The sequence below is a fragment of the Bradyrhizobium sp. Ec3.3 genome (assembly GCF_000472925.1).
Classification (GTDB): Bacteria; Pseudomonadota; Alphaproteobacteria; order Rhizobiales; family Xanthobacteraceae; genus Bradyrhizobium.
This window is the reverse complement of the sequence record NZ_AXAS01000002.1, coordinates 403,632-429,856: the sequence shown is the minus strand read 5'-3', so window position 1 is coordinate 429,856 and position 26,225 is coordinate 403,632. Positions and strand designations below refer to the sequence as shown.

24 protein-coding genes are annotated in these 26,225 nt (G+C 64.3%); 14 read left to right on the top strand and 10 right to left on the bottom strand.

The annotated features are described in order from the left end of the window. Window positions 1-173 precede the first annotated feature (173 nt). Window positions 174-1,550, top strand: a complete 1,377-nt coding sequence (locus tag YUU_RS50030; protein ID WP_051389608.1) for an NAD(P)/FAD-dependent oxidoreductase — start codon at window positions 174-176, stop codon at window positions 1,548-1,550. Between the two features lie 140 nt (window positions 1,551-1,690). Here the strand turns inward: YUU_RS50030 and YUU_RS50025 are convergent, their stop codons facing one another. The 4 genes from YUU_RS50025 to YUU_RS0104445 form a co-directional block, all read right to left on the bottom strand. After that, complete coding sequence (locus YUU_RS50025) at window positions 1,691-2,170, bottom strand: GrpB family protein (RefSeq protein ID WP_245287944.1); 480 nt, start codon at window positions 2,168-2,170, stop codon at window positions 1,691-1,693. 354 nt (window positions 2,171-2,524) lie between these two features. Continuing rightward, on the bottom strand, window positions 2,525-3,109 hold the full coding sequence (locus tag YUU_RS0104455) for a DUF1254 domain-containing protein (RefSeq protein WP_027521288.1): 585 nt from the start codon (window positions 3,107-3,109) through the stop codon (window positions 2,525-2,527). Then, window positions 3,106-3,684, bottom strand: a complete 579-nt coding sequence (locus tag YUU_RS0104450; protein WP_027521287.1) for a DUF1214 domain-containing protein — start codon at window positions 3,682-3,684, stop codon at window positions 3,106-3,108. Before YUU_RS0104450 ends, YUU_RS0104455 begins: the two co-directional genes overlap by 4 nt. Window positions 3,685-3,693: 9 nt before the next feature. Beyond that, window positions 3,694-5,973, bottom strand: coding sequence for a transglycosylase domain-containing protein (locus YUU_RS0104445; RefSeq protein WP_027521286.1), 2,280 nt, complete (start codon window positions 5,971-5,973; stop codon window positions 3,694-3,696). A 294-nt stretch (window positions 5,974-6,267) separates the two neighbouring features. Here YUU_RS0104445 and YUU_RS0104440 point away from each other — a divergent pair, with 294 nt between their 5' ends. Together YUU_RS0104440 and YUU_RS0104435 are read left to right on the top strand one after the other, a co-directional pair. Then, a complete protein-coding gene (locus YUU_RS0104440; protein ID WP_027521285.1) occupies window positions 6,268-6,783 on the top strand; it encodes a YcgN family cysteine cluster protein in 516 nt (171 codons plus the stop codon). A gap of 173 nt (window positions 6,784-6,956) precedes the next feature. After that, on the top strand, window positions 6,957-8,540 hold the full coding sequence (locus tag YUU_RS0104435; protein ID WP_027521284.1) for an MDR family MFS transporter: 1,584 nt from the start codon (window positions 6,957-6,959) through the stop codon (window positions 8,538-8,540). Between the two features lie 6 nt (window positions 8,541-8,546). Here YUU_RS0104435 and YUU_RS0104430 read toward each other — a convergent pair whose 3' ends face one another. The 3 genes from YUU_RS0104430 to YUU_RS0104420 all read right to left on the bottom strand — a co-directional run bounded on the left by YUU_RS0104430 (window position 8,547) and on the right by YUU_RS0104420 (window position 13,106). Beyond that, window positions 8,547-10,265: an alpha/beta-hydrolase family protein gene (locus YUU_RS0104430; protein WP_027521283.1), complete on the bottom strand. Its 1,719-nt coding sequence runs from the start codon at window positions 10,263-10,265 to the stop codon at window positions 8,547-8,549. 19 nt (window positions 10,266-10,284) lie between these two features. Then, window positions 10,285-11,919, bottom strand: a complete 1,635-nt coding sequence (locus YUU_RS0104425) for a thiamine pyrophosphate-requiring protein (RefSeq protein WP_027521282.1) — start codon at window positions 11,917-11,919, stop codon at window positions 10,285-10,287. 161 nt (window positions 11,920-12,080) lie between these two features. Beyond that, on the bottom strand, window positions 12,081-13,106 hold the full coding sequence (locus YUU_RS0104420) for an aldo/keto reductase (RefSeq protein WP_027521281.1): 1,026 nt from the start codon (window positions 13,104-13,106) through the stop codon (window positions 12,081-12,083). 181 nt (window positions 13,107-13,287) lie between these two features. Here YUU_RS0104420 and YUU_RS0104415 point away from each other — a divergent pair, with 181 nt between their 5' ends. Both YUU_RS0104415 and YUU_RS0104410 read left to right on the top strand, forming a co-directional pair. Continuing rightward, window positions 13,288-13,866, top strand: a complete 579-nt coding sequence (locus YUU_RS0104415) for a CAP domain-containing protein (RefSeq protein WP_027521280.1) — start codon at window positions 13,288-13,290, stop codon at window positions 13,864-13,866. Between the two features lie 106 nt (window positions 13,867-13,972). Next, entirely contained in the window at window positions 13,973-15,166 is a 1,194-nt protein-coding gene (locus tag YUU_RS0104410; protein WP_027521279.1) for a M20/M25/M40 family metallo-hydrolase, read from the top strand. 82 nt (window positions 15,167-15,248) lie between these two features. Here YUU_RS0104410 and YUU_RS0104405 read toward each other — a convergent pair whose 3' ends face one another. The 3 genes from YUU_RS0104405 to YUU_RS0104395 form a co-directional block, all read right to left on the bottom strand. Next, window positions 15,249-15,413, bottom strand: a complete 165-nt coding sequence (locus YUU_RS0104405) for a Flp family type IVb pilin (RefSeq protein WP_027521278.1) — start codon at window positions 15,411-15,413, stop codon at window positions 15,249-15,251. Window positions 15,414-15,853: 440 nt separating this feature from the next. Continuing rightward, a complete protein-coding gene (locus YUU_RS0104400; RefSeq protein WP_027521277.1) occupies window positions 15,854-16,090 on the bottom strand; it encodes a hypothetical protein in 237 nt (78 codons plus the stop codon). A 60-nt stretch (window positions 16,091-16,150) separates the two neighbouring features. Beyond that, window positions 16,151-17,128, bottom strand: coding sequence for a Ku protein (locus YUU_RS0104395; RefSeq protein ID WP_027521276.1), 978 nt, complete (start codon window positions 17,126-17,128; stop codon window positions 16,151-16,153). A gap of 225 nt (window positions 17,129-17,353) precedes the next feature. Between YUU_RS0104395 and YUU_RS60085 the strand changes: the two genes are divergently transcribed. From YUU_RS60085 to YUU_RS0104350, 9 genes are all read left to right on the top strand, one after another. Further along, on the top strand, window positions 17,354-17,506 hold the full coding sequence (locus YUU_RS60085) for a hypothetical protein (RefSeq protein WP_198031695.1): 153 nt from the start codon (window positions 17,354-17,356) through the stop codon (window positions 17,504-17,506). 233 nt (window positions 17,507-17,739) lie between these two features. Continuing rightward, window positions 17,740-18,414, top strand: coding sequence for a response regulator transcription factor (locus tag YUU_RS0104385; RefSeq protein ID WP_027521274.1), 675 nt, complete (start codon window positions 17,740-17,742; stop codon window positions 18,412-18,414). A gap of 104 nt (window positions 18,415-18,518) precedes the next feature. Then, complete coding sequence (locus tag YUU_RS0104380; protein WP_027521273.1) at window positions 18,519-19,895, top strand: sensor histidine kinase; 1,377 nt, start codon at window positions 18,519-18,521, stop codon at window positions 19,893-19,895. Between the two features lie 159 nt (window positions 19,896-20,054). After that, window positions 20,055-21,449 carry a hypothetical protein gene (locus YUU_RS0104375; RefSeq protein WP_027521272.1) on the top strand — a complete coding sequence of 465 codons (1,395 nt, stop codon included), beginning with the start codon at window positions 20,055-20,057 and terminating at the stop codon, window positions 21,447-21,449. 101 nt (window positions 21,450-21,550) lie between these two features. After that, window positions 21,551-21,820: a hypothetical protein gene (locus tag YUU_RS0104370; RefSeq protein WP_027521271.1), complete on the top strand. Its 270-nt coding sequence runs from the start codon at window positions 21,551-21,553 to the stop codon at window positions 21,818-21,820. 132 nt (window positions 21,821-21,952) lie between these two features. Further along, window positions 21,953-23,095 (top strand): c-type cytochrome biogenesis protein CcmI, encoded by a 1,143-nt coding sequence (gene ccmI, locus YUU_RS0104365; RefSeq protein WP_027521270.1) that lies wholly within the window; start codon window positions 21,953-21,955, stop codon window positions 23,093-23,095. Window positions 23,096-23,126: 31 nt separating this feature from the next. Next, on the top strand, window positions 23,127-23,636 hold the full coding sequence (gene ccmE / locus YUU_RS0104360; protein ID WP_027521269.1) for a cytochrome c maturation protein CcmE: 510 nt from the start codon (window positions 23,127-23,129) through the stop codon (window positions 23,634-23,636). Beyond that, the gene (locus tag YUU_RS0104355; protein ID WP_027521268.1) at window positions 23,633-25,615 is read left to right on the top strand and encodes a heme lyase CcmF/NrfE family subunit; all 1,983 of its coding nucleotides are present in this window, start codon (window positions 23,633-23,635) and stop codon (window positions 25,613-25,615) included. Before ccmE ends, YUU_RS0104355 begins: the two co-directional genes overlap by 4 nt. Window positions 25,616-25,619: 4 nt before the next feature. After that, window positions 25,620-26,099: a cytochrome c-type biogenesis protein gene (locus tag YUU_RS0104350; RefSeq protein ID WP_027521267.1), complete on the top strand. Its 480-nt coding sequence runs from the start codon at window positions 25,620-25,622 to the stop codon at window positions 26,097-26,099. The last annotated feature ends 126 nt before the right edge of the window (window positions 26,100-26,225 follow it).

The window sequence follows — 26,225 nt, the reverse complement described above, 5'->3', positions numbered from 1 at the left end:
GTTGAACGCGGAGGCCGCTGGACATGAGCCGGCGGCCTCCGCTCCCGTGCAGCCTTGCTGGTGGTGCCGAAAGGCGCGATGATGTTGAACCGGGCGCAATCGATAGTACCCGGTGAATGTTCAACGACTGTCCTGCTTCGTCCTGCGGTTAAGTAAAGTGCTGGGAGGGGTCGATGGCGCACGTTGGCAAGCACGCGATCGTTGTGGGCGCGGGAATGGGTGGTCTTCTGGCCGCTCGCGCTTTGGCGGATCATTTCGACGAAGTTACGGTACTTGAGCGTGATGCGCTGCCGGATTCGCCTGATCCTCGCAAAGGCGCACCGCAAGGACGGCATACCCACGGATTGCTTGCCCGCGGGCGCGAGGTACTCGAGCAATCGTTTCCCGGCTTTACCGAGGGAATCATTGCGCAGGGAGCAGTACCTGCGGACATGGTCAACGATGGCCTTTGGTTCAACTACGGCGGCTATCTTCACAACACCCCCAGCAAGATGGTCGCGCTCGGGGTGAGCCGACCGACGCTGGAGAGCTTCGTACGACGGCGGCTCGTTCAACTACCCAATATTCGGTTGCGGGAGCGACGTGACGTCGTGGAGCCGTTGTTTGATCGCCAGTCAAGCCGCGTGACTGGCGTTCGCGTCCGATCAAAAGATGGTTCAGATGACAGGGAAACAATAGAAGCCGATCTCGTGGTTGATACCAGTGGTCGCGGGTCATCAAGCCCGACATGGCTTAACACGTTTGGTTTCGAAAAGCCGCCAGAGGAGCAGGTGACTGTCAATCTTGGCTATGTCACTCGCTTCTATCGTCTCAAACCCGAACATATGGAGAATTTTTTGTATGGTAGGAAGTTCGTTCTTATGGGAGCGTGCTTGCCTGATTTTCGCTTTGGTGCCCTTTTGCCACAGGAGGGCGAACGTTGGACCGTGACATTAGGCGGTTACATGGGCGATCAAGTACCAGCGGATGACGCTGGTTTCCTTGAATTTGCACGTAGCTTGCAAAAGCCGGAAATATTCAATGTGATCCAGAATGCAGAACCGCTCACTCCGCTTGCGACATACAAGTTTATTTCGAACGTACGACGGCACTACGAGAAACTGGCTCGCTTCCCAGAAGGCTATCTGGTGTATGGCGACGCCTTGTGCAGCTTCGATCCTGTCTATGGTCAGGGAATGACGGTTGCCTGTCTGGAATCGCTGGCCTTGCGCGAGTGTTTGGCAAAAGGAACACAAGGCCTTGCTCATCGATTCTTCCAGATGGCCAGTCGGTTCATTGAAGCTCCCTGGCAAATTGCCGTGGGCAGTGATTTGCAAAACCCGCGTGTTGAGGGCAAGCGGACGGCGCAGGTGCGCTTTGTCAACTGGTACATAGGGAAGTTTTACCGCGCGGCGCATCGTGACGCGGCGCTGGCGACCAAGTTCTTGGAAGTGGCCAACCTTGCGCAACAGCCGACCGCGTTGCTGAGCCCGGCGAACGCGCTGAAAGTGTGGAATGGAAGTCGCGACATGCAGCACCGCGACGTTGGTCGGGGGCACCAGGCCGCTTAGCCCCGACCGGCTTCAGTCAAATAACAGCAATGATCCCGTCGAGGAGAGGTGCCGATGCGGCGCGCATCAGGGCACAATAGTGGAGGTCGTTGGAGGTTGCCGACGGGGGCAGAAATAACGTCGCGGCATCGACAGGTCCGTCATGCTCCTTCGAGGTCGGCGAGGATGGCGTCGATGAACGGCTCTTTGGCGGCGAGATATTCTTGAATGCCCCCAGTATTCTCTCGCTCCAATCGAAATTTCAGTTCTTGGTATCTCATGCGGTCTGCTGAGTGCCGTCGCAGGTGGTCTCGAAACCTCAGCATTCTGACGATCTGCGGATGACCTTCATGGCAGATATGAAGCTTGTGCGTACGAACCCTACCGACGTCGCGTTTGAAGAAACTGTGGCGGGAGGACAAATCGCCTCCACGGCGGTAACCAAGTTCTTCCAAGGATTGTTTCCATTGCTCCACCGAGCCGGTGAGATTGACGACCGCAAGTATGTCAATTTCATCTTTCGCGGCTAACTCGGGTACGGCTGTGCTCCCGACATGATGAATCTCCAGTAAGACGGGTCCTAAAACAAGGTCGCAGGCGTGTCGCTTCACTCGCATATTGTTGTGGCCACCTCGGATCATAAGTTCGTATCCGATTAGTGAGCGGCATGAATAAACGTTAGCCGGAGGGAGCGATCACGAAAGCCATCGAGAGCACATCTTCATAGTGCCCTTCAATCTGAACGGCTTTCCGATGTAGGCCGTCGGTTTCAAATCTAGCTTTCACGACACCACAGATCGCATGTATGCTACAAACGGTAGCATTTAACTTGCTCGCTCGGCAAGTTTGGTTCGAGCTCATTTGGTTAGCTTCTGAGGCCTGCTATGGCCAAGAACGACAAAACTCAAAGTGAGCATAACCGGCCAGCCATCCGGCCCTCGGCTACTTTGCATGGGGTTGTTTTCCAGAATTTGGTCAGCGCGTGAAACGGCCGCTCAGCGCCGGCCGCGGGGGGCCTCGGCCTTGGCGGGGGCGTCGGTCTGCGGCGCGCAGGAGGCGGCGGCCAGCGAAGTTTGCGCCTGCGGCATCAGGCCGGGCTCGGCGGCGAGCGCCTTCATGACGATCAGACCGGTCGCGCTCGGGGAATCGATGATGAGGCGGTCGGCCGCGGTGACCTCCTCGTCCTCGGGCAGCGCGTTGTGCTGGGCTTCCGTCATCAAATCGAGCTCGATGACCTTCTTGCCGGCGGAGCGGTCGTTGATCGCGTAATAGGCGATCTCGTTGCGGGTGTAGAACGACACCGAGGTGTAGGCCTGGCTCACCGGCACCTTCAGCTTCAAAGGGCCGCCGGAGAGATCGTAGCGGCAGATCGCGAGGGCAAAGGCCGGGTCCATGAACGGCATCGGCGAGGTGTTGGGATCGGCGAGCGGAAGCTGCGTGACCGCGTTTTCCTTGGTCATCGGCGTCAGCCGCGAATAGGCGTCCTGGGTCGCGATGCGCGGCAGCGCCAGCACGCTGACGAGGTGAACGATGAGGCCCAGCAGCACGCCGGCCAATATCGTGAACGCGAGCCGGATCATGGGCAGCCCACCGTCGCGATCTGTGGCATCGGCGCGTCGCGCTGGGTGCGGGTGGCGACGCCGACGGGCGTGTCGTAGAGGCGGAGCATCAGCGCGTAACGCTCGATGCCGCCGGTCGGCAGCCAGTTGCCGGAGCGGGAGCGCGAGGCAATGCGGATCTCGAACGTGCCGTCCGACTGCCGCACGATCTCCTGGCTGGTGAAGCCGTAGCGCTGCAGCGAGTTGGCGACGAGATGACCCTTGCGGTCATAGAGTGTCAGCGTCCAGAACCGCGCCGGCGGGGTCACGCCGGAGACCACGATGTCACAGCGGCCGTCGAGCGCCTTCTTCTTGTCGTCGGTGGTCGCGGTGAACGCCACGCCGTCGCCGGTGCCGATCGGCAGCTCGCCGTTGCGCACGATGGTGGCGCGCGAATAGGGGTCGACGTCGGCCGTGCCGGTGCGCGGCCGCGCGGTCCAGGCGCCGATGGTGAGCGCGCCGATATCGGTGCCGCGCGTCGTCGTCATCCAGGTCGCGCCGACGCCGACGACGGTCGCGAGCAGAAGGGCCGTCAATGTGATGATGATCAGCCGCACGGGATCAGGTCAGTTCTTGCGCGGGCCGGACGAGGTCGCGTTCTCCTCCGCCGCATAGTTCTGCGGGAAGGCGAGCGCGCTCGACGGCGAGGCGGGCTTGGCCGGCTTCGCGGTGTCGTCGGACGTCGTCTTGGTCGCGGTCTTGGCCGCATCGTCGAGCAGCTTCTCCACCCGCACCAGAATATCTGCGCCGCGCTTGGTCAGGACCGGCGGCGGACCGGGCTTGGTCTCGAGCACTTTTGGCGCCGCACTGGCCTGCGCGTTGGCCTCCTTCGGCTGCGGCGGCAGTTTCTGGCCCATGCCGATGCCGGGAATCTCCCGGACCTCCACGCCCTGATGGGCCGCGACCATGATGTCGTGCCAGGTCTGGGCCGGCAGCGAGCCGCCGGTCATGCGGTTGGTCGGCGAGTAGTCGTCATTGCCGTACCAGACCGCGCAGGTGAAGTTGCCGGTGTAGCCGACGAACCAGGCGTCGCGATAGGCGTTGGTGGTGCCGGTCTTGCCCGCGGTCGGAATGCCGTCGAGCGCGGCGCGGCGCGCGGTGCCTTCGCTGACCACGTGGCTCATCATGCCGGCCATGTCGGCAGCGATGTTCGGCGGAATGGCCTGCCGCGGCTTCGGGCCGTCGCGGTCCCAGCGCCAGACCAGGTCACCGGCTCCGGTGCGCACCTCCAGCACCGAATGCGGAGTCACGGCCTTGCCGCGGTTGGGGAAGGTCGCATAGGCCACCGCATGCTCGACCACGGTGACTTCGTCCGAGCCGATCGGCAGCGACGGCGTGTCGGGCAGCGGCGCCTTGATGCCGAAGCGGCGGGCGACCTCAACGATCTTGGCGCGGCCCGCCTTCGGACCGTCCTTGCCGCCAATCGCGATCGAGAGCTTCACTGGCACGACGTTGATTGAGCGGGTGATCGCCTGCGTCAGCGTCACCGATCCGGAATAGGAGTGGCCATAGTTCTGCGGACACCAGTTCCCGATGCAGACCGGGCCGTCGACCACTTTCGAGTTCGGCGTGAAGCCGTTTAGCAGGGCGGTCGTGTAAACATATGGTTTGAAAGAGGAACCGGGCTGCCGATAGGCGTCGGTCGCGCGGTTGAACTGGCTTGCGCCATAGTCACGGCCGCCGACCATGGCGCGGATGCCGCCGTCGAGGTCCGACACCACGGTCGCGGCCTGCGTCGCATGATAGTCGCGGCCGAACTGGCGAAGCTGGTTCTCGATCGCGTCTTCCGCAGCCTTCTGCACGTTGGTGTCGATCGCGGTGCGGACCACGAAGACGCGCTCGGTGTAGGATTTCGGGAAGGTGTCGACGAGCTTGCGCATCTCGTCGAAGGCGTAGTCGAGATAGTAGTTCGGCGAGGCCTCGTCGCGGCGGTCGACCGCGAAGGCCGGGTTGCGGCGGGCGCCGAACACCTGGCCCTCGGTCATGAAGCCGGCATCGACGAGGTTGTCGAGCACCACGTTGGCGCGGGCGCGGGCCGCGGGCAGGTTGATATGGGGGGCGTATTTGGTCGGCGCCTTGAACAGGCCGGCGAGCATCGCGGCTTCCGCAAGCGTCACGTCGCGCGCCGACTTGTTGAAGTAGAAATGCGCCGCGCCGTCGACGCCAAAGGTGCCGCCGCCCATATAGGCGCGGTCCAGATACAGCTTCAAAATCTCGTTCTTGGTCAGGCGCCATTCCAGCCAGACCGCGAGGAACGCCTCGTTGATCTTGCGCTCGATGGTGCGCTCGTTGCTCAAGAACAGGTTCTTGGCGAGCTGCTGGGTGATCGAGGAGCCGCCCTGGCGGACGCCGCCGGCCTGGGCGTTGGTGACGAGCGCGCGCGCGGTGCCGGCGATGTCGATGCCGAAATGGTCGTAGAAGCGGCGGTCTTCGGTGGCGAGCGTCGCCTTGATCAGCACGTCCGGAAAGTCTTCCAGCGGGATCGAGTCGTTGTGCTTGATGCCGCGGCTGCCGATCGGGTTGCCGTAGCGGTCGAGGAAGGTCACCGCGAGGTCGGACTTCTTCAGCCAGTCTTCATCCGCCGTCTCGCGGAAGGCGGGGATGGCAAGGGTGAGCAGCAGCACGAGCCCGCCGAGGCCGAGCGTGGCGGCCTCCGACAGCGGCTCGATGAACACCCAGCGCTTCCACCGCCCGACATAGAAGCGGTCCATGAAGGTCGAGTAGCGTTCATAGAGCTCGCGGATGCCCTTGGCCGAGGAGAACAGCGAGGAATCGATGCGCGCGTCGAGATCCAGGAAGAAATTCCGGGCCTTGCTCTTCCAATGCGGTGGTATGATCTGGCGCACCTAGAACCCTTGAGGCTCGGTTCGAAAGCGTTCAAGCACCCGGCCGGGGCGGCATCGAGACGTCTTGCGGGACTGTTGCGGCAAACCCAAGGCGCCCAATTGCGTCCTTCGGGGGACTCGCAGGTTGTTCTAGCCGAGCGGGGGCCATAAACCAATGGTCAACCTCGCGATTTTGAACGACAGGCCTAATTGGCCCCGCATCTTTACGGAACGTCGATGGCGCCGCTTGCAGCGCCATCGGCTCGCGCCCTAGATGGCTTGGCCGATTGTCTTATGAAATCAGTTGAAGACGCTATGACCGCAGCTCCCAAACAACCTTCAGGCCAGGAAGGATTCTTCTGGAAAACCAAGACGTTGGAGCAGATGTCGGAGGCTGAATGGGAAAGCCTTTGCGACGGCTGCGGCCGCTGCTGCCTGAACAAGCTCGAGGACGAGGACACCGGGGACATCTATTTCACCCATGTCGGCTGCAAGCTGCTCGATGCCGGCACTTGCGCCTGCAAGGACTACCCGAATCGGTCCGAGAAGGTGCCGGACTGCGTGCGCCTGACGCCGGCCAATGTCCGAACCCTGAACTGGCTGCCGCCGAGCTGTGGCTACAAGCTCGTCGCCGAAGGGCGCGACCTCTATTGGTGGCACCCGCTGATCTCAGGCGATCCCAATACCGTGCATGAAGCGGGCGTCTCCGTGCGCGGCCGGGTCGAGGGCAGCGAGGACGAGATCCCGGACGAGGAGCTCGAGGATCACATCGTCGAGTGGCCGGCGCTGCTGCCGAAGCGGGCACGGCTGAGGCGGCCGCCCAAAGACTGACAAGGCCTGACGACCGTTCCTGCTTCCGAACCGATCACGTCTTCGGGATGATCCGGGGACGGGATGCTCCCATGCGTCGAGGTGCCTGCCTCGATGAGGATTTGCTGCGTACATTGCAATTCATAGAACGATTCCCTCGCGGCGTTGCGCCGCAACCAAGAACTACGTCCGAAATGAACAAGTTCGCACGGCAGAGCCATCAACCTGCCGATATCGGGCCATTGCCTGATGACATCGCCGAAGAGCTGTCCCGCCTTCCGACCGAGGTCTTGAGCGTCGACGACGCCCCCTCCATCGCTCCGCCGGCGCCGCTGACCACGGACGAGGTCCGCGCCATCGTCATCAGCCTGATGTTGACGATGTTCCTGGCGGCGCTCGACCAGACCATCGTGGCGACCGCGCTGCCGACCATCGGGCGCCAGTTCCGCGACGTCTCCAACCTTTCCTGGGTGATCACGGCCTATCTGCTGGCCGGCACCGCCGTGGCGCCGGTGTTCGGCACGCTCAGCGACATCTACGGCCGCCGCGCCATGATCATCACCTCGCTCAGCCTGTTCGTGGCGGGCTCGATCCTGTGCGCGGTCGCGCCCAACATGCCGATGCTGATTTTGGCGCGCGGCCTCCAGGGGCTTGGCGGCGGCGGCATCATGCCGGTGGTGCAGACCGTGATCTCCGACGTGGTCAGCCCGCGCGAGCGCGGCCAGTACCAGGCTTATTTCTCCAGCGTCTGGATGGTGGGCGGCATCCTCGGTCCCGTGATCGGCGGTGTGTTCGCCGAGCATCTGCACTGGTCGATGATCTTCTGGATCAACCTGCCGCTCGCAGCCGCTGCGCTCGCGCTGCTGCTGCCCAAGATGGGCAAGATCCCGGTCTTCCATCGCAAGCGCAAGGTCGACTGGTTCGGCGGCGTCTTGCTGATGGCGTCCGCGGTTGTCTTCATGCTGGTCTTGACCTGGGGCGGCACCCGCTACCCCTGGCTCTCGCCGACCGTGATTGCGATGATCGGCGCCGCGGTCGCGCTCGCCGTGACCTTCGTGTGGCACGCACGGCGGGCGGACGAGCCGTTCCTGCCGTTGCCGCTGCTCAGCGGAACGGTCGCGCCTTACGCGCTCACGGCCGGCGGCTGCGCGCTCGGTGCGATGACCGGTCTTACCGTGCAGCTGCCGCTGTATTACGAGTCGGTCTACCATCTCAGCGCCAGCGAGGCGGGACTTGCGCTCATTCCGCTCGCGGCGGTCTCGACCTGCGGCGCGGCGATCGCCGGCCGCACCATGGCGCGCGCGAAGCACTATAAGCGCGTCGCCGTCGTCGGTACCTCATGGGCCGCGCTGTGCGGACTGGGGCTCACGTTCTCCACGCTGCCGCTGTGGGCTCTCTTGGTCTTGATGGCCGCCTTCGCGCTCGGGCTAGGTACGACCTTCCCGGTCTGCGTGGTCTCGCTGCAGAATTCGGTCGCCCGAGCCCAGGTCGGCACCATCACCGGTGCAATGAACTTTTTCCGCTCGCTGATGTCCTCGTTCACGGTCGCGGCCTTTGCGGCCATCCTGTTGATCTCGCTCGGCGCCGACATCCCGCTCGCCGGCGAGCATCATGGTGCGATCAACGCGATTCCCTCGGCCGACATGATGATGGCGTTCCGCTACGTTTTCGGTGCCGCGGCCGCGATGATGGCGCTCGCCTCGCTCTGCCTGATCCTGATGGAGGAGCGGCCGCTGGCCGGGCCTGCGACCGCGCAACCCGTCGATATGGCGGAGTAGGCGGCCTCATCCGCCGCGATCGGCGTACGGATTGTCATCAGTGCTGCGCTCGGCTGCCTTCCTCGCTGCCGCCGCAAGATGGTCCTTCAGCCGGGCGAGCGCCTCGGCGGACCAGTCCTGGACATCGGTGACGGCGACCCAGGCATCGACGTAGTGCTCGGGCGCGTAGACATGGCCAAAGCCCATCGGCGTGTTGGTCGCAACCGCCATGTCGAGGGCGAGCTGGAGCATTGTCACGACGGGATACCAGCGCAGCTCCGGTGAAACGTCCGGACCGCGTGGCGCCTTCATCCAGGCTGGCGCTCGGTAGGCATCGTGGTAGTCGAACAGCACGATCGGGTCGCTGGCATACTGCAGATAGACGACGCGCAGCGCACCCCAGGGCGCATCCGCCGGCACCGTCGGCCCGTTCTGGTTCATGAAACGGACGAAGCGGCCGTCGCGAAATTCCGGCAGCCAGGCCGGCGAGCCCTGATTACGATTCGCGGTGATCGAGCGCCAGATGCGGCTCTCGAACGGCGGCCCGCTCCACAGCGCCCCCGCAATGGGATCGCCGATCGTCTCGAAGAGCTCGGCGGATTTTTCCGAGTTCATGGCGCCGAGGCTGAGGCCATGCAGGTATAGTTTTGGCCGCTTGTCCCTCGGCAGGGTCGTCCAGTAGCCATAAACTTCCGAGAACAGTGCACGCGCGGCTTCCGCGCCGTATTCGGGCTGAAACAGCAGGGACAGCGGGCTGTTGAGATAGGAATACTGCATCGCGACGCTGGCGACATCGCCGTGGTGGAGATATTCGACCGTGCCCATCGCTGCGGGGTCGATCCAGCCGGTGCCGGTCGGCGTGATGACGATCAGGATGGAGCGCTCAAAGCCGTGCTGGCGCTTGAGTTCGTCGAGCGCCAGCCTCGCGCGCGCCTGCGCCGTGTCGCGGGCGCCGAGGCCGACATAGACGCGCACGGGTTCCTCCGCAGGGCTCCCGGTGAAGGCACTGATCTCGGCGGCGGTTGGACCTGAGGCCACGAATTCGCGGCCCGCGCGCCCCAGCTCATTCCATTGCACCAGCGATGCCGTGCTTCCCGTCTTCTCAGGCGCGGTCGGCTGCGGCCGCTCCGGCTCGAGCAGGGCGTCGAATTCGCGGAAGGAGGAATCCAGCGCGCGGAACGCCGTGCGGATGAGGAGATTGTTGGCGATCGACCAGAACAGCAGCGCCGCCACCGCTACGCCAAGGACGTTTGCGATCTTTCTCGGAATGACACGACTTTTGCGCGCGGCCAGAAAACGAACCAGAAGCACGAACAGCCGCCCCAGCGCCAGAAGCACGACGAATGTGAGCAGCGCGATGGCGCAGACCTTGAGCGGATGCGCGGTTTCGACCGGCGCCATATTCATGACGGCGCGGATCGAGTTCTGCCACTCGGCGGCCCGCGTGAGATAGATGATGACGACAAGCAGGCAGCCGGCAGCGACCAGCGCGTTGGCGGTCGATCGCACCCGCGCCGAGGGCTCGGGCAGTTCAAGGTAATGCCACAGCCAGCGCCAGAGGAGGCCGGCTGCGTAGCCGATCGCGAAGCAGGCGCCGGCCAGCGCGCCTTGCGTGAGATAGCTGCGCGGAATGAGCGTCGGCGTGAGTGAAGCCGCGAAGAACAGTGCGCCCAGCATGAGGCCGACGCCCGACAGCGACAACATCTGCCGCCGGATCAACGAAGCGAGATGTTCGCCGACACTCATGTGTCCCCGCTGGCGTCGCTCAGGTGCCCGGCCGCGCCACTTCGGTCTCCTTGCTGGTGATGAACTCCAGCAAGGTCGGCACGCCGTCCTTTGTCTTCTGTATGCCGCGCCTGATCGCAGGCACGATGTCCTCGGGCCGCGTCACTCGTTCGCCGTAACCACCAAAGGCGCGCGCCATCGCGGCGTAGTCGCCGGAGATATCGGTCGAGCGGTATTTTTCGGTCGAGATCGGCATCACCTTCAATTCGATCGCCATCGAGAAGTTGTTGAGCAGGATCGACAGGATCGGAATCCGCTCGCGCACCGCGGTCTCGAAATCCATGCCGGTAAAACCGATCGCCGCATCGCCCCAGACATTGATGCAGAGTTTTTCCGGCTTTGCGAGCTTGGCACCCATCGCGAGCCCAAGGCCATAGCCGAGCTGGGTGGTCTTGCCCCAGCCGAGATAGGAGAGGGGCTCGACCGCCCTCCAGAACGGCGAGAGCTGGTCGCGCGGGCTGCCGGCGTCATGGGTGATGATGGTGTTGTGGATGTCGACGGTGTGCTGGAGATCCCACAGCACGCGATAGGGATTGAGCGGCGCGTCGTTGCTGGTCAGTTTCGGCATCCACTTTGCGAGCCATTCCTTGTGGGACGCCGCGATCTCGGCCGCGACCGCGGACGCATCGCGGTTTGACACCACAGTCCTGCCGATCTCCTCGATCAGCGCATCGAGCACGAGGCCAGCATCGCCGACGAGGCCAACCTTTGCCTCGACATCCTTGTTGAGATGGTTCGGATCGAGCGTCGAATGAATAATGGTCTTGCCCTTGGGCATCGCGATACCAAAACTGGTCTCCGTGAAGGAGCAGCCGATGCCGAAGATCATGTCGGCCTCGGCAAGAAACTTGGGAACCGCGCGCGGCACCGCGAGCCCGCCTGAGCCGAGCGAGAGCGGATGCGTTTCCGGAAACGACGATTTGCCGCCAAGGCTGGTGGTGACGGGGATCGCGAGACGCTCGGCGAGCCGCTTCAGTTGTGGCCACGCTTGCGCGTAGTGCACGCCCTGGCCGGCATAGATCACGGGACGCTTGGCGTTGATCAGAAGCGCCGCGGCCTCCTTCACATGAACGGGGTCGGCGCCGTAGCGGGTGCGCAGCACTGGCGCGTAGTTGAGGGGTTCCGGCACCTCCTCATTCCACATGTCCGAGGGGATCTCGACGATGACGGGACCGCCGCGGCCATTCTTGAGCCTGGTGAAGGCGCGGCGGAAGATGTTGGAGACTTCGGCGGCGAGGATGATCGGCTCGGAGGATTTGGCGAACGCCTTCATCACCTCGCTGGAGTTGAAGTTCGGCTCGATGTGCGAGAGCCTGCGCTGATAGCCCATCGGCAGCACCAGCACGGGGACGGACTCGCCAAAGCACTGCGCGACGCCGCCCATGGCGTTCTCCGCGCCTGGACCATGCTGCATGCAGAAGGCGCCGATGCTGCGCCCCGACGTGACGCGCGAGATCGCATCCGCCATGTGGATCCCGACACGCTCCTGCCGCACCATCACGGGGCGGATCTCGGCCTTCGCCGCGTGCTCGATCAGGTGATTGACGGGATAGCCGCAGAGGATCTCGATCCCCTCGCGCTTCATGATTTCCGCGATCGCAGTGCCGAGCTTCATGGCGTCTCTCCCATCGGCAGGCCGGTTGATCCGGCCGGTTTGTCGGGTAGAGGATCAGGAATTCGCGGAAGCGTAAAGCGCGCGCTCGCGCGCAGCCGTAGGTCTGCCATGCAGGGCGGCCGCGCTCGGCCGCTATCCACCGGCGCTCGATTTCACCCGCTTCAGACAGGCGGGGGATTGCGGTCAGTGAAGGTCGTCCGCTGGTGCCAGTAAGGATAGGGCAGCGTCACCTTGCTGGCTGCATCCAGCCGCTCGATCTGATCCTTGGTCAATGACCAGCCGACCGCGCCGAGATTTTCGCGCAATTGCGCCTCGTTGCGCGCACCAATGATCAGGGTCGAAACCGTCGGACGCTGGAGCAGCCAGTTCAACGCAATTTGCGACACGCTTTTCCCGGTTTCCCTGGCAACCTCGTCGATGGCGTCCACGACACGATAGACGTGCTCATCAGGCACGGGCGGCCCGAAGTCGGCGGTCTTGGGCAAGCGGCTGACCTCGGGCTTCGGCTGACCCCGGCGTATCTTTCCGGTGAGACGCCCCCAGCCGAGGGGCGACCAGACGACGGCGCCGACCCCTTGATCCAGGCCGAGCGGCATCAGCTCCCATTCGTAGTCGCGCCCGATCAGCGAATAATAGGTTTGATTGGCGACGTAGCGCGGATAGCCGTATTTGTCGGCGACGGCGAGGGACTTCATCAGATGCCAGCCCGAGAAGTTCGAGACGCCGACGTAGCGGATCTTGCCTGCGCGCACGAGCACATCGAGTGTCGCAAGCACCTCTTCGGGCGGCGTAAAGGCGTCGAAGCCATGGAGCTGGAACAGGTCGATATAGTCGGTGCCAAGTCGCTTGAGCGACCCGTCGATCGCTGCGAGCAGATGCTGCCGCGATGAGCCGATGTCATTGGGCCCATCGCCGAACCGGAACGTTGCCTTGGTCGAGATCAAAACCTTGTCGCGACGACCTTTGATGGCCTCGCCGAGCACGCGCTCGGATTCGCCAAGCGAATAGACGTCGGCGCTGTCGAACATCGACACGCCGGCATCAAGGCAGATATCCAGAAGGCGCCGTGCCTCGGTCGCATCGGTCGTGCCCCACGCAGCGAGGCGGCCAACCCCGCCGAAGGTGCCCGTCCCAAGACTGAGCGCCGGCACGGTCAGCCCTGACAAACCCAAGCGTCGGTATTCCATCACGATGCTCCTCGACCGTTTAGCGGCTGCAACTATCGCGGTGCGGCCTTTTCCCCGGATGCTAGCGCAAGTATGGGCCTCGTGCCATTACACGCTCACATGGAGGCGATGCTTGGCGCGCCTTGAAGCGTCCACATTGCCGGTGGAGAAACGGCGGATTATCGCGCGGGCTTGGAGACCGATGGGCGCCTGGGGGACGACGACACGTCGTATGGTCAGCGGAATCATGGCCGGCCTTGTGCTGCTGGCAGCCGCGCCGGTTATCGCCGCCGAGTCGCCGGCCGAGCTGATCTCCGGCTTCCGCCTCAAGCACGGCGAGGCCCGCGTTGTGCGCGATGCAACGCTGGATCGCATTGCGCTGGAGCAGGCGCGTGCCATGGCGGCCAAGGATGATCTCAGCCACGAAGTCCTCGGCTCGTTCACCAGGCGGGTCGCGCCGGCGCATGCGGGGCGCGCTGCCGAGAACATCGCCTATGGTTACGACAATTTCGAGAAGACGCTGGGACAGTGGATCGACTCCTCCGGACACCGCAAGAACCTCCTGTTGCACAATGCCTCCCGCGTCGGGATCGCGAGTGCCAGGAATGCCAGCGGCAAGCGAACCTACTGGGCCATGGTGATCGCGGGCGATTACGAGCCGAAGCCGGGGAAGGGCAAGAAGGACAAGGAGCCCGTCGTCGCCGTGAAACGTGAGGCTGCGCCCCCAAGTGGACCGAAATCCAAGGACTGCCACGTCAAGCTGCTCAGCCTCTGCATTTGAGGCGGAGGGCGGTGTCGGAATCGCCGGGCGAACTGCGGCGAGGAGCCTTGCGAAAGCGGCCGCTGCGAAGGATGCTTGCAGGCACCGTCCATCAAGGGAATCATTCATGTCCGTCGACACCCAGGCCGCCACCGACCGCCTCATGCGCTTTCTCGCCGTCGAGGGCGTGACTGGAAAGGAGGCGGCGATCGGGCGCGAGCTTACGGCGGCGCTGCGAGACAGCGGCGTGCCGGCAGGGGCGATCCGTCTCGACGAGGCCAACACGCGCATTCCGGTGCCGACGGAGACCGGTAATCTCATCGTTGATCTGCCCGGCCGCGGTGCGATGCACAACCAGCCGCGGATCATGTTCATGACCCACATGGACACCGTGCCGCTGTGTGCCGGCGCGAAGCCGAAGCGGTCGGGGCGCAAGATCGTCAACACGGCGAAGACCGCGCTAGGCGGCGACAACCGCTGCGGCTGCGGCGTTCTCGTCACGCTGGCGGCGGAGCTTGCGAAGCAGCAGCTTGATCATCCGCCGATCACGCTCTTGTTCTGCGTGCGGGAGGAGAGCGGGCTCTATGGCGCGCGCCACGTCAAGACGGAGGAGCTCGGCTCGCCGGTCATGGCCTTCAACTATGACGGCGGCTCTGCCTCCAACGTCACCATCGGCGCCGTCGGTGCGGATCGCTGGAATGTCGAGATTTTCGGCCGCGCCTCGCATGCCGGCGTCGCGCCGGAGCGCGGGATCTCTTCGACCATGATCCTTGCGCTTGCGCTTGCCGAGGTGAAGGCCGGCGGCTGGTTCGGCAAGGTGGTGAAGGGCAAGCGGCACGGCACGAGCAATGTCGGCCCCGTCACTGGCGGCGAGGGCCGCCCCGCGGGCGATGCGACCAACGTCGTCACCGACTACGTGCACGTGCGCGGCGAAAGCCGCAGCCATGATGGAAAGTTTTTCAAGGAGATCACCAAGGCCTACAAGGCGGCGTTCGAGAAGGCGGCAAAGCGTGTCACGAACGCGCAGGGCAAATCCGGCCGCGTCAAATTCAAGGCCGAGACCGATTATTATCCGTTCCGCATGAAGGAGAGCCTACCCGTCGTCAAACGTGCGATCGAAGCCGTGTCCGCGGTTGGAGGGACGCCGGCCGTCCGCGCCGCCAATGGCGGCCTGGACGCGAACTGGATGGTCCGCCATGGCATCCCGACCGTGACCTTCGGCGCGGGCCAGAACGAGGCGCACACGGTCGACGAATGGATCAATCTCGACGAATACGACCGCGCCTGCGCGCTCGCGTTGCAGCTCGCGACGATGCGGTGAGGTGCGTCACGGTTCGCGTCGAGCCGGACGTCGTCCTGCAATCAATGGAAGTCGGGAGTTCGCGTCAGGTCGGCTGTTGCCGTTACTTCATCGCCGAGCTGATGGAGTTGAACTTGTTGTTGAGCAGCGCGGAGCCCGTGTTGTTCACAACCGTAACGATTGCGAGCGCAATACCGGCGGCGATCAGACCGTACTCGATAGCGGTGGCACCACTTTCATCGGCAAGGAAAGACCTGAGCAAAGCCATCGTCGACTCCTATTGATCCGTCTAATCTATGCGGACGTCGTTTTCGAACTGGTAAATCGGTCGATTAAGTTTTTCGTGCGCGTCAAAACAACAGGTTCGGTCGACCTCGCGTGCTGCCTGATATGATGGCATCCATTAAATTAAGGTTTCCTCACCCAATTCAGGAGGATTTGAATCGGTGCCACGCTGGCAGAAGTTGCTGCATCGCAGGGACTGAGCATGGTAAAGGAAACGAGAAGGCGCTGTGTTGTATCGTCGCGCATCTCAAGGCGTCGTCGCGTGTCACGAGCATGCTGCGCAGAGCGGCAATCGACGATTAATTTTCTCTTCCGTAGGAATACCCCGTGCGACGGTGAGGCCGCGAGGTCGTAGCGAAAAACGACGGCGCCGCTTAACGGCTTATTGAGCCTGTTCGTCAACGGGCCGGCAAGCGAGCGGGCTCATCCGCGGTGGCCGTCCGCGTTCAGCGCCCGCAACATGGCGATACGGGCGAACATCATCCAGCCGCCACCGGTCTCGGCCGCGTTGATGAGGGTCTCGATGGCGGTCTGCCAGTGGGCTTCGTGCTGCGAGTCCTCTGGCAGTTGCATGATGTAGTCGGCCGCCTCTTGCAGCGTGAGCAGTTTGCGCCGGTTGGACAAGGGGATCGGTTCGTCGAACGACGTCGACCAGGGCATGTCAGGCCGGGCGATACGCGGGAAGGGACATCACTGCAGCGTCGCCCGGAGGTGGTGTCGCTATCCGGCCTTCCTGCCGCGCGCCGGCGCACGCACCGGCTTGTCGGCCTGCTTGTCGGCCTTCTTGGGCGTCGCTTCCTTGGCGGCGGCGGTCTTGCCGCCCTTGCCGGCGATCGGCAGCAGCATTTCGCGCTGACCCTCGACGCGCTTCTTCGGCTTCTTGGCCTTGCCGTTGGCCTTGGCGGCGGGGGCGGCTTCCTTCTCGGTCGCCAGGCTCTTCTTGAGCGCGTCCATCAGGTTGATGACGTTGCCGCCCGTCTTCGGCGCGACCTTGGCGGCGAGCGGAACACCGCTGCGCTTCTTGTTGATCAGGTCGATCAGCGCGGTCTCGTAGTGATCCTCGAACAGCTCGGGCTCGAACGCGCCGGACTTCTTCTCGACGATGTGCTTGGCGAGGTCGAGCATGTCCTTGGTGAGCTTCACGTCCTGGATGTCGTCGAAATACTCGGTCTCGCTGCGCACCTCGTAGGGGTAGCGCAGCAGCGTGCCCATCAGGCCGCTGTCGAGCGGTTCGAGCGCGATGATGTGCTCGCGATTGGTCAGCACCACGCGACCGATTGCGACCTTGTTCATGCTGCGGATGGTCTCGCGGATCACCGCATAGGCATCATGGCCGACCTTGCCGTCCGGCACGAGATAATAGGGACGGATCAGGTAGCGGTTGTCGATGTCGGTCTTGGGCACGAATTCATCGATCTCGATCGTGTGGGTCGATTCCAGCGCGATGTCGTCGAGTTCGTCCTTGGTGACCTCGATGTAGGTATCGGTATCGACCTTGTAGCCCTTGACGATGTCGTCGGAGGTGACCTCGTCGCCGGTCTCGGCGTCGACCTTGAGGTACTTGATCCGGTGGCCGGTCTTCCGGTTGATCTGGTTGAAGGAGACCTTCTCTGTATCCGAAGTGGCCGGATAGAGCGCGACCGGGCAGGTCACGAGCGAGAGGCGCAGAAAACCCTTCCAATTGGCACGGGGGGCCATGGGCTACTCCAAACGCAACAGGGACAACTGACAAGGATAACACCCGGGAACCGCGAATCATAGCAAGCCCCAGGATGGAATCTTGCAACGGCGTTAATCGCTGATCCTCTGGCCGAGCCCGGCCCGGAACATCGTTCGCGATCAGACGTTGCCCCGCACATCACGAAAGAGGCCGCGAGGAGGTCGCGGCATTTGGACGCGATACCCCGGCAATTGAGGGTTACCATGGCTACGAGACGCGACGATCAGATCATCGAGACATCGACCGAAGCGCGCCAGGGCGAGCCCGGTCCGTCGGTCGCAGCGTTGCTTACCGTCTCTACCGGACTTGCGATCCTGATCCTCGGCGTCGTCTGGTTCGTGTTCTTCCGGACCTGAGCGCGCCGCGCGGGACGCGCGATCAGCGCTTCCGACTCGCCGCAGAAAGCGGCAAATTGCGCCCGCCATGCGGCCGGCTTGCCCGGCCGCATGGCGGGCGCCGTCGTGTCGGCTTCATGACGAAAAAGTAACATTTGCCGGTTCCCGGCGTTCATATTCAGTTCACGCCGGGATTGATCATCTTGGCAGTAGATTCCGCAGTCCATCCTTTCGGACTATTCCTGGAGAGAAGCGTGCGCCTGCTTGTTGTTGAGGATGACCCCGATCTCAATCGCCAGCTCACCAAGGCGCTGTCCGACGCCGGCTACGTCGTCGATCGCGCCTTCGACGGGGAGGAGGGGCACTATCTCGGCGACAACGAGCCCTACGACGCCGTCGTGCTCGATATCGGCCTGCCCAAGAAGGACGGCATCTCGGTGCTGGAGGCCTGGCGGCGCAACGGCCGCTCCATGCCGGTCCTGATCCTCACCGCGCGCGACCGCTGGAGCGACAAGGTCCAGGGCTTTGATGCCGGCGCCGACGACTACGTCGCAAAGCCCTTCCATCTCGAGGAGGTGCTGGCGCGTATCCGTGCATTGCTGCGGCGATCGGCCGGTCACGCCCAGAGCGAGTTGACCTGCGGACCGGTCACGCTGGACACCCGAACCAACAAGGTGACCGTCTCCGGCAACCCCGTAAAAATGACCTCGCACGAGTACCGGCTGCTGCAATATCTGATGCACCATGCCGGCCGCGTGGTCTCCCGCACCGAGCTCGTCGAGCATCTCTACGACCAGGATTTCGACCGCGACTCCAACACCATCGAGGTTTTCGTCGGCCGCATCCGCAAGAAGCTGGACGTCGATATCATCCAGACCGTCCGTGGCCTCGGCTATCTCCTGACCCCGCCGGCCGCACCCGGTATCTGATCTCGCACTTGATCTGGTACTTGACCGGGCGGCGCGACCGGGGTCTTGGTCGCCTATGACCGTCTCCGACCACCTGCCGTCCTGCGCCTGCTGGGATCCATCCAATGCGCGCTAGCTCGCTTGCCAACCGCCTGTTCCTGTCGGCGACGGCGTGGCTGGTGGTGATCCTGGCCATCACCGGCGTCGTGCTGTCATCGGTGTACAAGAACGCCACCGAGCGCGCCTTCGACCGCCGGCTCAATCTCTACCTGCGCACGCTGATCGCCGAGGTGGCCACGCCCGACGAGCCGCCGGACCGTCAATTCCAGTCGCTCGGCGAGCCGCTGTTCGAGCTGCCGCTGTCGGGCTGGTACTGGCAGATCACGCGCACCGACACCGAAAAGCCGGAGGTGCGCTCGTCGCGCTCGCTGTGGGACAAGAAGCTGCCGAAGCTGGAGGAGCAGGGCGTCGAGCTGACCGCGGCCGGCATCCGGCTCGGCTATGTCGATGGGCCGGAAGGTCAGACCTTGCGGATGGTGGAGCGGCCCGTCGATCTCGGCGCCGACGGCAAGTTCCTGGTCAGCGTCGCGGGCGATGCCACCGAGATTTTCGACGAGACGCGTAGCTTCGACTATTACCTCGGCGGCACGTTCACGGCGCTCGGAATCGTGCTCCTGCTCACCACGGTCTTCCAGGTTCGCTTCGGCCTTGCGCCCCTCAAGCGCATCTCCGAGGCAATCGCCGACATCCGGTCCGGGCGTGCCGAGCGGCTGGAAGGTGAATTCCCCGTCGAGATCGCGCCGCTCGCGCGCGAGACCAATGCGCTGATCGACGCCAATCGCGAGATCGTCGAGCGCGCGCGCACCCATGTCGGCAATCTCGCGCACGCGATCAAGACGCCGCTCTCGGTGATCGTCAACGAGGCCACCACCCATGCTGCCGATCCGTTCGCGGAGAAGGTCATGGAGCAGGCCGACGTCATGCGCGACCAGCTCGCCCATCATCTGGAGCGCGCCCGCATCGCGGCCAGGGTCTCGATCGTCGGGACTGTGACGGAGGTGGCGCCCGCCATCGAGGCGCTGCGCCGGACCATGGAGAAGATCCATCGCGATCGCGGCATCGTCGTCGAAGCCAAGGCGGATCCCGCCGCGAAATTTCGCGGTGAGCGGCAGGATCTGGAGGAGATGGTCGGCAATCTCGTCGACAATGCCTGCAAATGGGCGGCCTCGCGCGTCTTCATCGAGGTGCTGGTGGACGTGCCCGGCAAGGCCGATACCGGGCCACGCCTGCGGATCATCGTCGATGACGACGGCCGTGGCCTGTCTGAGGCCGAACGGGCGCAGGTCTCGCGCAGGGGGCAGCGGCTCGACGAGTCCAAGCCGGGATCGGGTCTTGGGTTATCGATCGTCGTCGACCTCGCCGCGCTCTACGGCGGCCGTCTGACCCTCGGCAGCGCGCCAATCGGGGGCTTGCGGGCGGAGCTTGTGCTGCCCGGCATTTAGTCCTTGTTCCCGCGCGCCTTTTTCCGTTTCGGAAAGGCGGGTTCGACACAAAACGCAACACCGCTGGGCAACTTCCTAAACGCCTTCTTAACGCGCCACCTCCTATGATCGCGCCCGGACGCATCCCTCGTCCGCCACACCACCGTGCATACCAGGCGCATGAGCCAGACATCGATCGAGCGGCTGAGAGACTATCTCGCGCAGCTCCCGCCGCAGTCGCAGGCGCTGCTGATGCGTGAGTTCGAGCGCGCGCTGGAGCGCGGCCAGGACACGGCCGTTGCCACCCTCGTGCTTGAGCAGCTGCGCAAGATCGTGCGCAAGGGCGAGGTCGACGAAGACGCCGCGCCGCGCACGGAGGATCTGTCGCGGCTACTCTACCAGCCGCTGGAACCGTTCCTCGTCGAGGCCGGCATACCGATCCGTCTCGGGCAGATCCGCCGCTCCTCGCTGCTCCCGATCTGGCAGTGGCTCGGTCGCGATGGTGCCTCTGCCAAGGTGGGTGAGATCGACGCCGCGCTTTCCCGGCTGCCTGCCGGCGACAGCGGAGAGGCTCTGGCCGTGAAGATCCAGGCAGTCGCGGCCGATGCGATCTTTCAGTTGACGGGGCCTGGCGGCGGCGACAAGTCGCGCGTGCTTGCCCGCGTTGGCCCGCCCAACGTCATCGAGGACCTCTACTCGGTCGGTGCCGTGCTCGGGGTTCGCGAGGCCATCGCGAACCTCAATGAGAAGCTGCCGCGCTTCCTGCGTGCCTTCGGCGATTCCCAGATCGCGGCGGTGATGGCCGCGCTCAACGTTCCCGTCCTCCAGACGCCACAGATGCTGCCGTTTGCGCTGTCGATGGTGATCCAGCGGCTGACGGCGCCCTGGCAGGTCATCCGCCTCGCCATCAAGATGGCGGCCTCTGACGACGAGATCCGCGTCGCCGCGACGCCGTTCGGCGTGGCGGTCACGATGGCCCTGCATGACCTGTCCTGTCTGGCCGCCATGCTGCGGCTGGACATCAAGCGCGGCCGCTTCGACAACATCGCCGAGAACCTCAAGGCGCTGCATGACGGCGTGCGCGGATTGCGCACCGAACTCGATCTGCGCAACGATTCCGCCTGGGGCAAGCAGCTTACCTCGATCCGTGCCGATATCTCCAACGCCCTGCAATCGGAGATCGACAGCGTGCCGGGCCGTGTGCGCCGCATCCTGCGCCAGCGCGCGGAAAAGGACATTCCGCCGGGCGCCCGCGTCGACAGCACCGAGGTCGAGGAAACCGCCGCGCTGATCGACTTCGTCGCGACCTGCCGCAACTATGCCAGTGAGCTCGCGATCAACGAGGTGACGCTGCGCACCTATTCGGACCTCCAGCAATATGTGGAGCGGTCGACGGAGTCCCTGGTGCAGTCACTGCGCGCCGCCGACCACAAGGTCCGGGCCTATCGTCAGCAGCAGATGGCCGCTGCCATCCGTTTCTGCGAAGTGCTGTTCGGCGACGACTACGCCTCGTTGATGAGCCGGGCGGCCGAAAGCGCGCTGACTGGCGAGCGCAAATCCCAGCGCGCCGGGTAAGTCTGGGCGTATCAGAGCCTAGCTACAATTTGTGGTTGACGAAGCCAGCGACGGACCGTACGGTCGGCGCGCAACTCGTCGGAATTTCTGTTTGTAGGCGCATGAAACCCGTCATCAGCTTCGTGGAAATCGAGAACCGCGTGATTTCGGCGACCTATCGCAGAATGATGGTCAGGGCGAAGATAGTGCTGGTCGAGAAGGCGAGTGGCCGGCAATTGCCGGATCCGGTCACAACGATTGCCTCTCCCGTTCCCGTCGGCGCATTGCGGATCAGGCTGCCGGAAACGGTCGGGCCGGGAACCTATTTCCTGAAGGCGCTGAACGGGCACGGCGAGGACGCGGCGCAGAGCGCGGATTTCGAGGTCGCCTAAGCCGTTGGATTGTCTCGGTTTCGACCCCACTTCGGTCGCACCAAATTGACAATTGTCAATTGCCGCCCCGCTTGAGCGTGGTGTAAAGCCACCTGAGAGGCGCGGGACGACGCGCTGCCGGAAGCTTGCCCGATGACGCTATGGTTCGTGTTCGCGCTGATGACGGTCGCGGCGATTTTCGCTGTGCTCTGGCCGCTCGGCCGTGCCGGCCGCGGGCAGAGCGGAGGCAGCGAGGTCGCCGTCTACAAGGATCAGCTTGCCGAGATCGAGCGTGATCTTGCCGCAGGCTTGATCGCGGCGCCGGAAGCGGAGGCTGCGCGGATCGAGATCGGGCGCCGGTTGCTGGCTGCGGCCGGCAGCGAGTCCGCGCCGGACGGCAGCGAGCCTGCGCTCGGCGGCCGGTCGAGCCCGAACACGTCGAACCTGAAATGGCGCCGCGCGGCGGCCGTGCTGGCGCTGGTCGGCCTGCCGCTGGTCGCGATCCTCGTCTACGTCCCGCTCGGCTCGCCGAGGCTGCACGACTTTCCGCTGGCGCAGCGCGATCGTGCCCCAGGCATGCAGCAGTCGCTCGAGACCATGGTGGCGCAGGTCGAGCAGCACCTCGAGAAGAATCCGACCGATGGTCGCGGATGGAACGTGTTGGCGCCGGTTTTGGAGCGGCTCGGCCGCTATGATGAAGCGGTGCGCGCCTATCGCAATTCGCTCAACTACAATGGCGAAAGCGCGGAGCGAAGATCCGATCTCGGCGAGGCGCTTTTGGCTGCCGCCGGCGGCGTCGTGACGGCCGAAGCCAAGGCGGAGTTTGAGCGCGCGCGTACGCTCAATGCAGAGGAGCCGAAGGCGAACTATTTTCTCGGTCTCGCCGCCGAGCAGGACGGCCGCAAGGATGACGCGGCCGCGATCTGGCGCGGGGTGCTTGCGAAAGCGCCGCCGGACGCGCCGTGGCGTGCGCTCGTGCAATCCTCGCTGGCGCGGGTCGGCGGCGGCAGCGCAGCGCCGGCGCTTTCGGATGACACGATCGCAGCGGCCAAGGACATGAGCGAAGGCGACCGCGGCGCGATGATCCGCGGCATGGTCGAGCGGCTCGCCAACCGGCTCAAGCAGAACGGCGATGACGTCGACGGCTGGCTGCGCCTGGTGCGCGCCTACGTCGTGATGGGTGAGCGCGACAAGGCGAGGGGCGCGCTCGGCGATGCCCGCGAGGCGGTGGCCAACGACGCCGAACGGCTGCGCCAGCTCAATGAAGGTCTGAAGAATCTTGGGCTCGACGGATGACGATCGCAGGAAGGGCGGAAAGAGACCAGCCATGACGCGCAAGCAGCGACGTATGACCATCATCGGCGGATCGCTCGCCGTGCTCGCGCTCGCCGCAGCACTGGTGCTGAACGCGCTGCGCGATTCCATCGTGTTCTTCTCGACCCCGACCATGGTCGCGGAGAAGCACATCGCACCGGGCAAGCGGTTTCGCCTCGGCGGCCTGGTGCAGCCGGGCTCGCTGCAGCGCGGCGACAATCTCGCGGTGACCTTCGAAGTCGCCGACGGCAGCGCCAAGCTGCCGGTCGCCTACAAGGGCATCCTGCCCGATCTGTTCCGCGAAGGGCAGGGCGTCGTCGCCGAAGGCGCGCTTGACGCGAGCGGCGTATTCAAGGCCGACACGGTGCTTGCCAAGCATGACGAGACTTATATGCCCAAGGACGTTGCCGATGCCCTGAAGAAGCAGGGGCACTGGAAGGACGATTACGGCGCCAAAACTTCTGATGGCGTCAAGCCGGCGGCGACGACTGCGCAGGGCAATCCGCAGGGAGCGGTGCGGTGATCGCGGAATCCGGACACTACGCCCTGGTGCTGGCGCTTGGTCTCGCGCTGATCCAGTCCTTCGTGCCGCTGATCGGCGCGCGGCTGCGCGACCCCGCGCTGATGAACGTCGCGCGCTCCACCGCGCTGGCGCAATTGCTGTTCGTCGGCGCGTCCTTCGTCGCGCTCGTCACCTTGCACGTCACCTCGGATTTCTCCGTCGCCAACGTCTACGAGAATTCTCACTCGATGAAGCCGCTGATCTACAAGATCACCGGCGTGTGGGGAAACCATGAAGGCTCGATGCTCCTCTGGGTGTCGATCCTGGCGCTGTTCGGCGGGCTCGTCGCCGCCTTCGGCAACAACCTGCCGCTGTCGCTGCGCGCCCATGTGCTCGCCGTGCAGGCCTGGGTCGCGAGCGCCTTCTATCTCTTCATCCTGATCACCTCGAACCCGTTCCTGCGCATCGCCAATCCGCCGATCGAGGGACGCGACCTCAATCCGGTGCTCCAGGACGTCGGCCTCGCCGTGCATCCGCCGATGCTCTATCTCGGTTATGTCGGCTTCTCGATCTCGTTCTCGTTTGCGGTCGCGGCGCTGATCGAAGGTCGCATCGACGCAGCCTGGGCGCGCTGGGTACGGCCGTGGACGCTTGTCGCCTGGATCTTCCTGACGCTCGGCATCGCCATGGGCTCCTACTGGGCCTATTACGAACTCGGCTGGGGCGGCTGGTGGTTCTGGGATCCGGTCGAAAACGCCTCGCTGATGCCCTGGCTCGCCGGCACCGCGCTATTGCATTCGGCGCTGGTGATGGAGAAGCGCAACGCGCTCAAGGTCTGGACCGTTCTGCTCTCGATCCTGACCTTCTCGCTGTCGCTGCTCGGAACCTTCCTGGTGCGTTCGGGCGTGCTCACATCCGTTCACGCCTTCGCCAGCGATCCCACCCGCGGCGTCTTCATCCTGCTGATCCTCTGCGTCTTCATCGGCGGCAGTCTCAGCCTCTACGCTGCCCGCGTGTCGTCGCTGAAGCAGGGCGGGCTGTTCGCGCCGATCTCGCGCGAGGGCGCGCTGGTGCTGAACAACCTCTTCCTCACCACGGCCTGTGCGTCGGTGCTGGTCGGAACGCTCTATCCGCTCGGGCTGGAAGTTCTGAGCGGCGAAAAGATCTCGGTCGGCGCGCCGTTCTTCAATCTCACCTTCGGGCCGCTGTTCGTACCGCTGCTGATCGCCGTTCCCTTTGGCCCGATGCTGGCGTGGAAGCGTGGCGACCTGCTCGGTGCCGCACAGCGTCTGCTGGCTGCCGGCATCCTCGCGCTGCTGGCGCTGGCGCTGGTCTGGGCCTGGGCGCATGGCGGCAGCGCGCTTGCGCCTCCGGCCATCGCGCTCGCGGTGTTCGTCATCCTCGGCGCGGTGACCGACCTCGTCGAACGCGTCGGCATGTTCCGCGTGCCGCTCGGAACGGCGCTGCGGCGTGCGCGCGGATTGCCGCGCTCGGTCTGGGGCACGGCCTTTGCGCATGCCGGCCTCGGCATCGCGCTGATCGGCATCGTCTGCGAGACCACCTGGAACAGCGAATATATCGGCACCATGAAGCCGGACGATGTCGCCAAGGTCGCCGGTTACGAGCTGAAGCTCGATGGGCTGTTCCAGCGGCAGGGCCCGAACTTCCGCGAGATGATCGCGCGGTTCGACGTCAGTCGCGACGGCGAGGCGCTCAGCGTGATGACGCCGTCGAAGCGCAGCTTCACCACGCGCAGTTCCTCGACCACTGAAGCTGCGCTTCTCACCCGCGGCGCGAGCCAGCTCTATATCTCCCTCGGCGATGTCACCGCCGAAGGCGCGATCGCGGTGCGCATCTATCACAAGCCGCTGGTGCTGCTGATCTGGTGGGGGCCGGTGCTCATGGCGTTCGGCGGCGTGCTGTCGCTGTCTGACCGCCGCTTGCGCGTTGGCGCACCAAAACCGGCGCGCGCGCAGCAGCGCTTGCAGCCGGCGGAGTGATCCGATGCGCCGGATGATCACAGCGATCCTTGCGCTGGCACTTCTGGGGCTGCCGGCGGCCTATGCCGTGCAGCCTGACGAGATCATGGCCGACCCGGCGAAAGAGGCGCGGGCGCGCGAATTGTCGCGCGAGCTCCGCTGCATGGTCTGCCAGAACCAGTCGATCGACGATTCCGAAGCGCCGCTCGCGCGCGACCTGCGCCTGCTGGTGCGCGAACGGATCGCGGCAGGCGACAGCAATTCCCAGGTGATCGATTTCCTGGTGGCGCGCTATGGCGAGTTTGTCCTCCTGAAACCGCGCTTCGAACGACAGACTTTGCTGCTGTGGCTGCTCACGCCGCTCGCGCTGGGCGCGGGCGGTTTGGGCCTCTGGTTTCAGATGCGTCGCCGCGCGCGCGGCAGCGCTGACGTGCCCCCGCCGCTTACGCCCGACGAGGAGGCGAGACTGTCCGCATTGATGTCGGACGAAGCGAAATCGGGCTAACCGGTTGCGCTTCCTCAATTGAGCAAGAAGGAAGCATCTGCACCGTTCGCGGAACTTCCTTAAGTCTCTGTGAAATCATGATTTTTGGCCTGCGTTAAACTGCCGCAGGCATTTGCGGCTTCATTA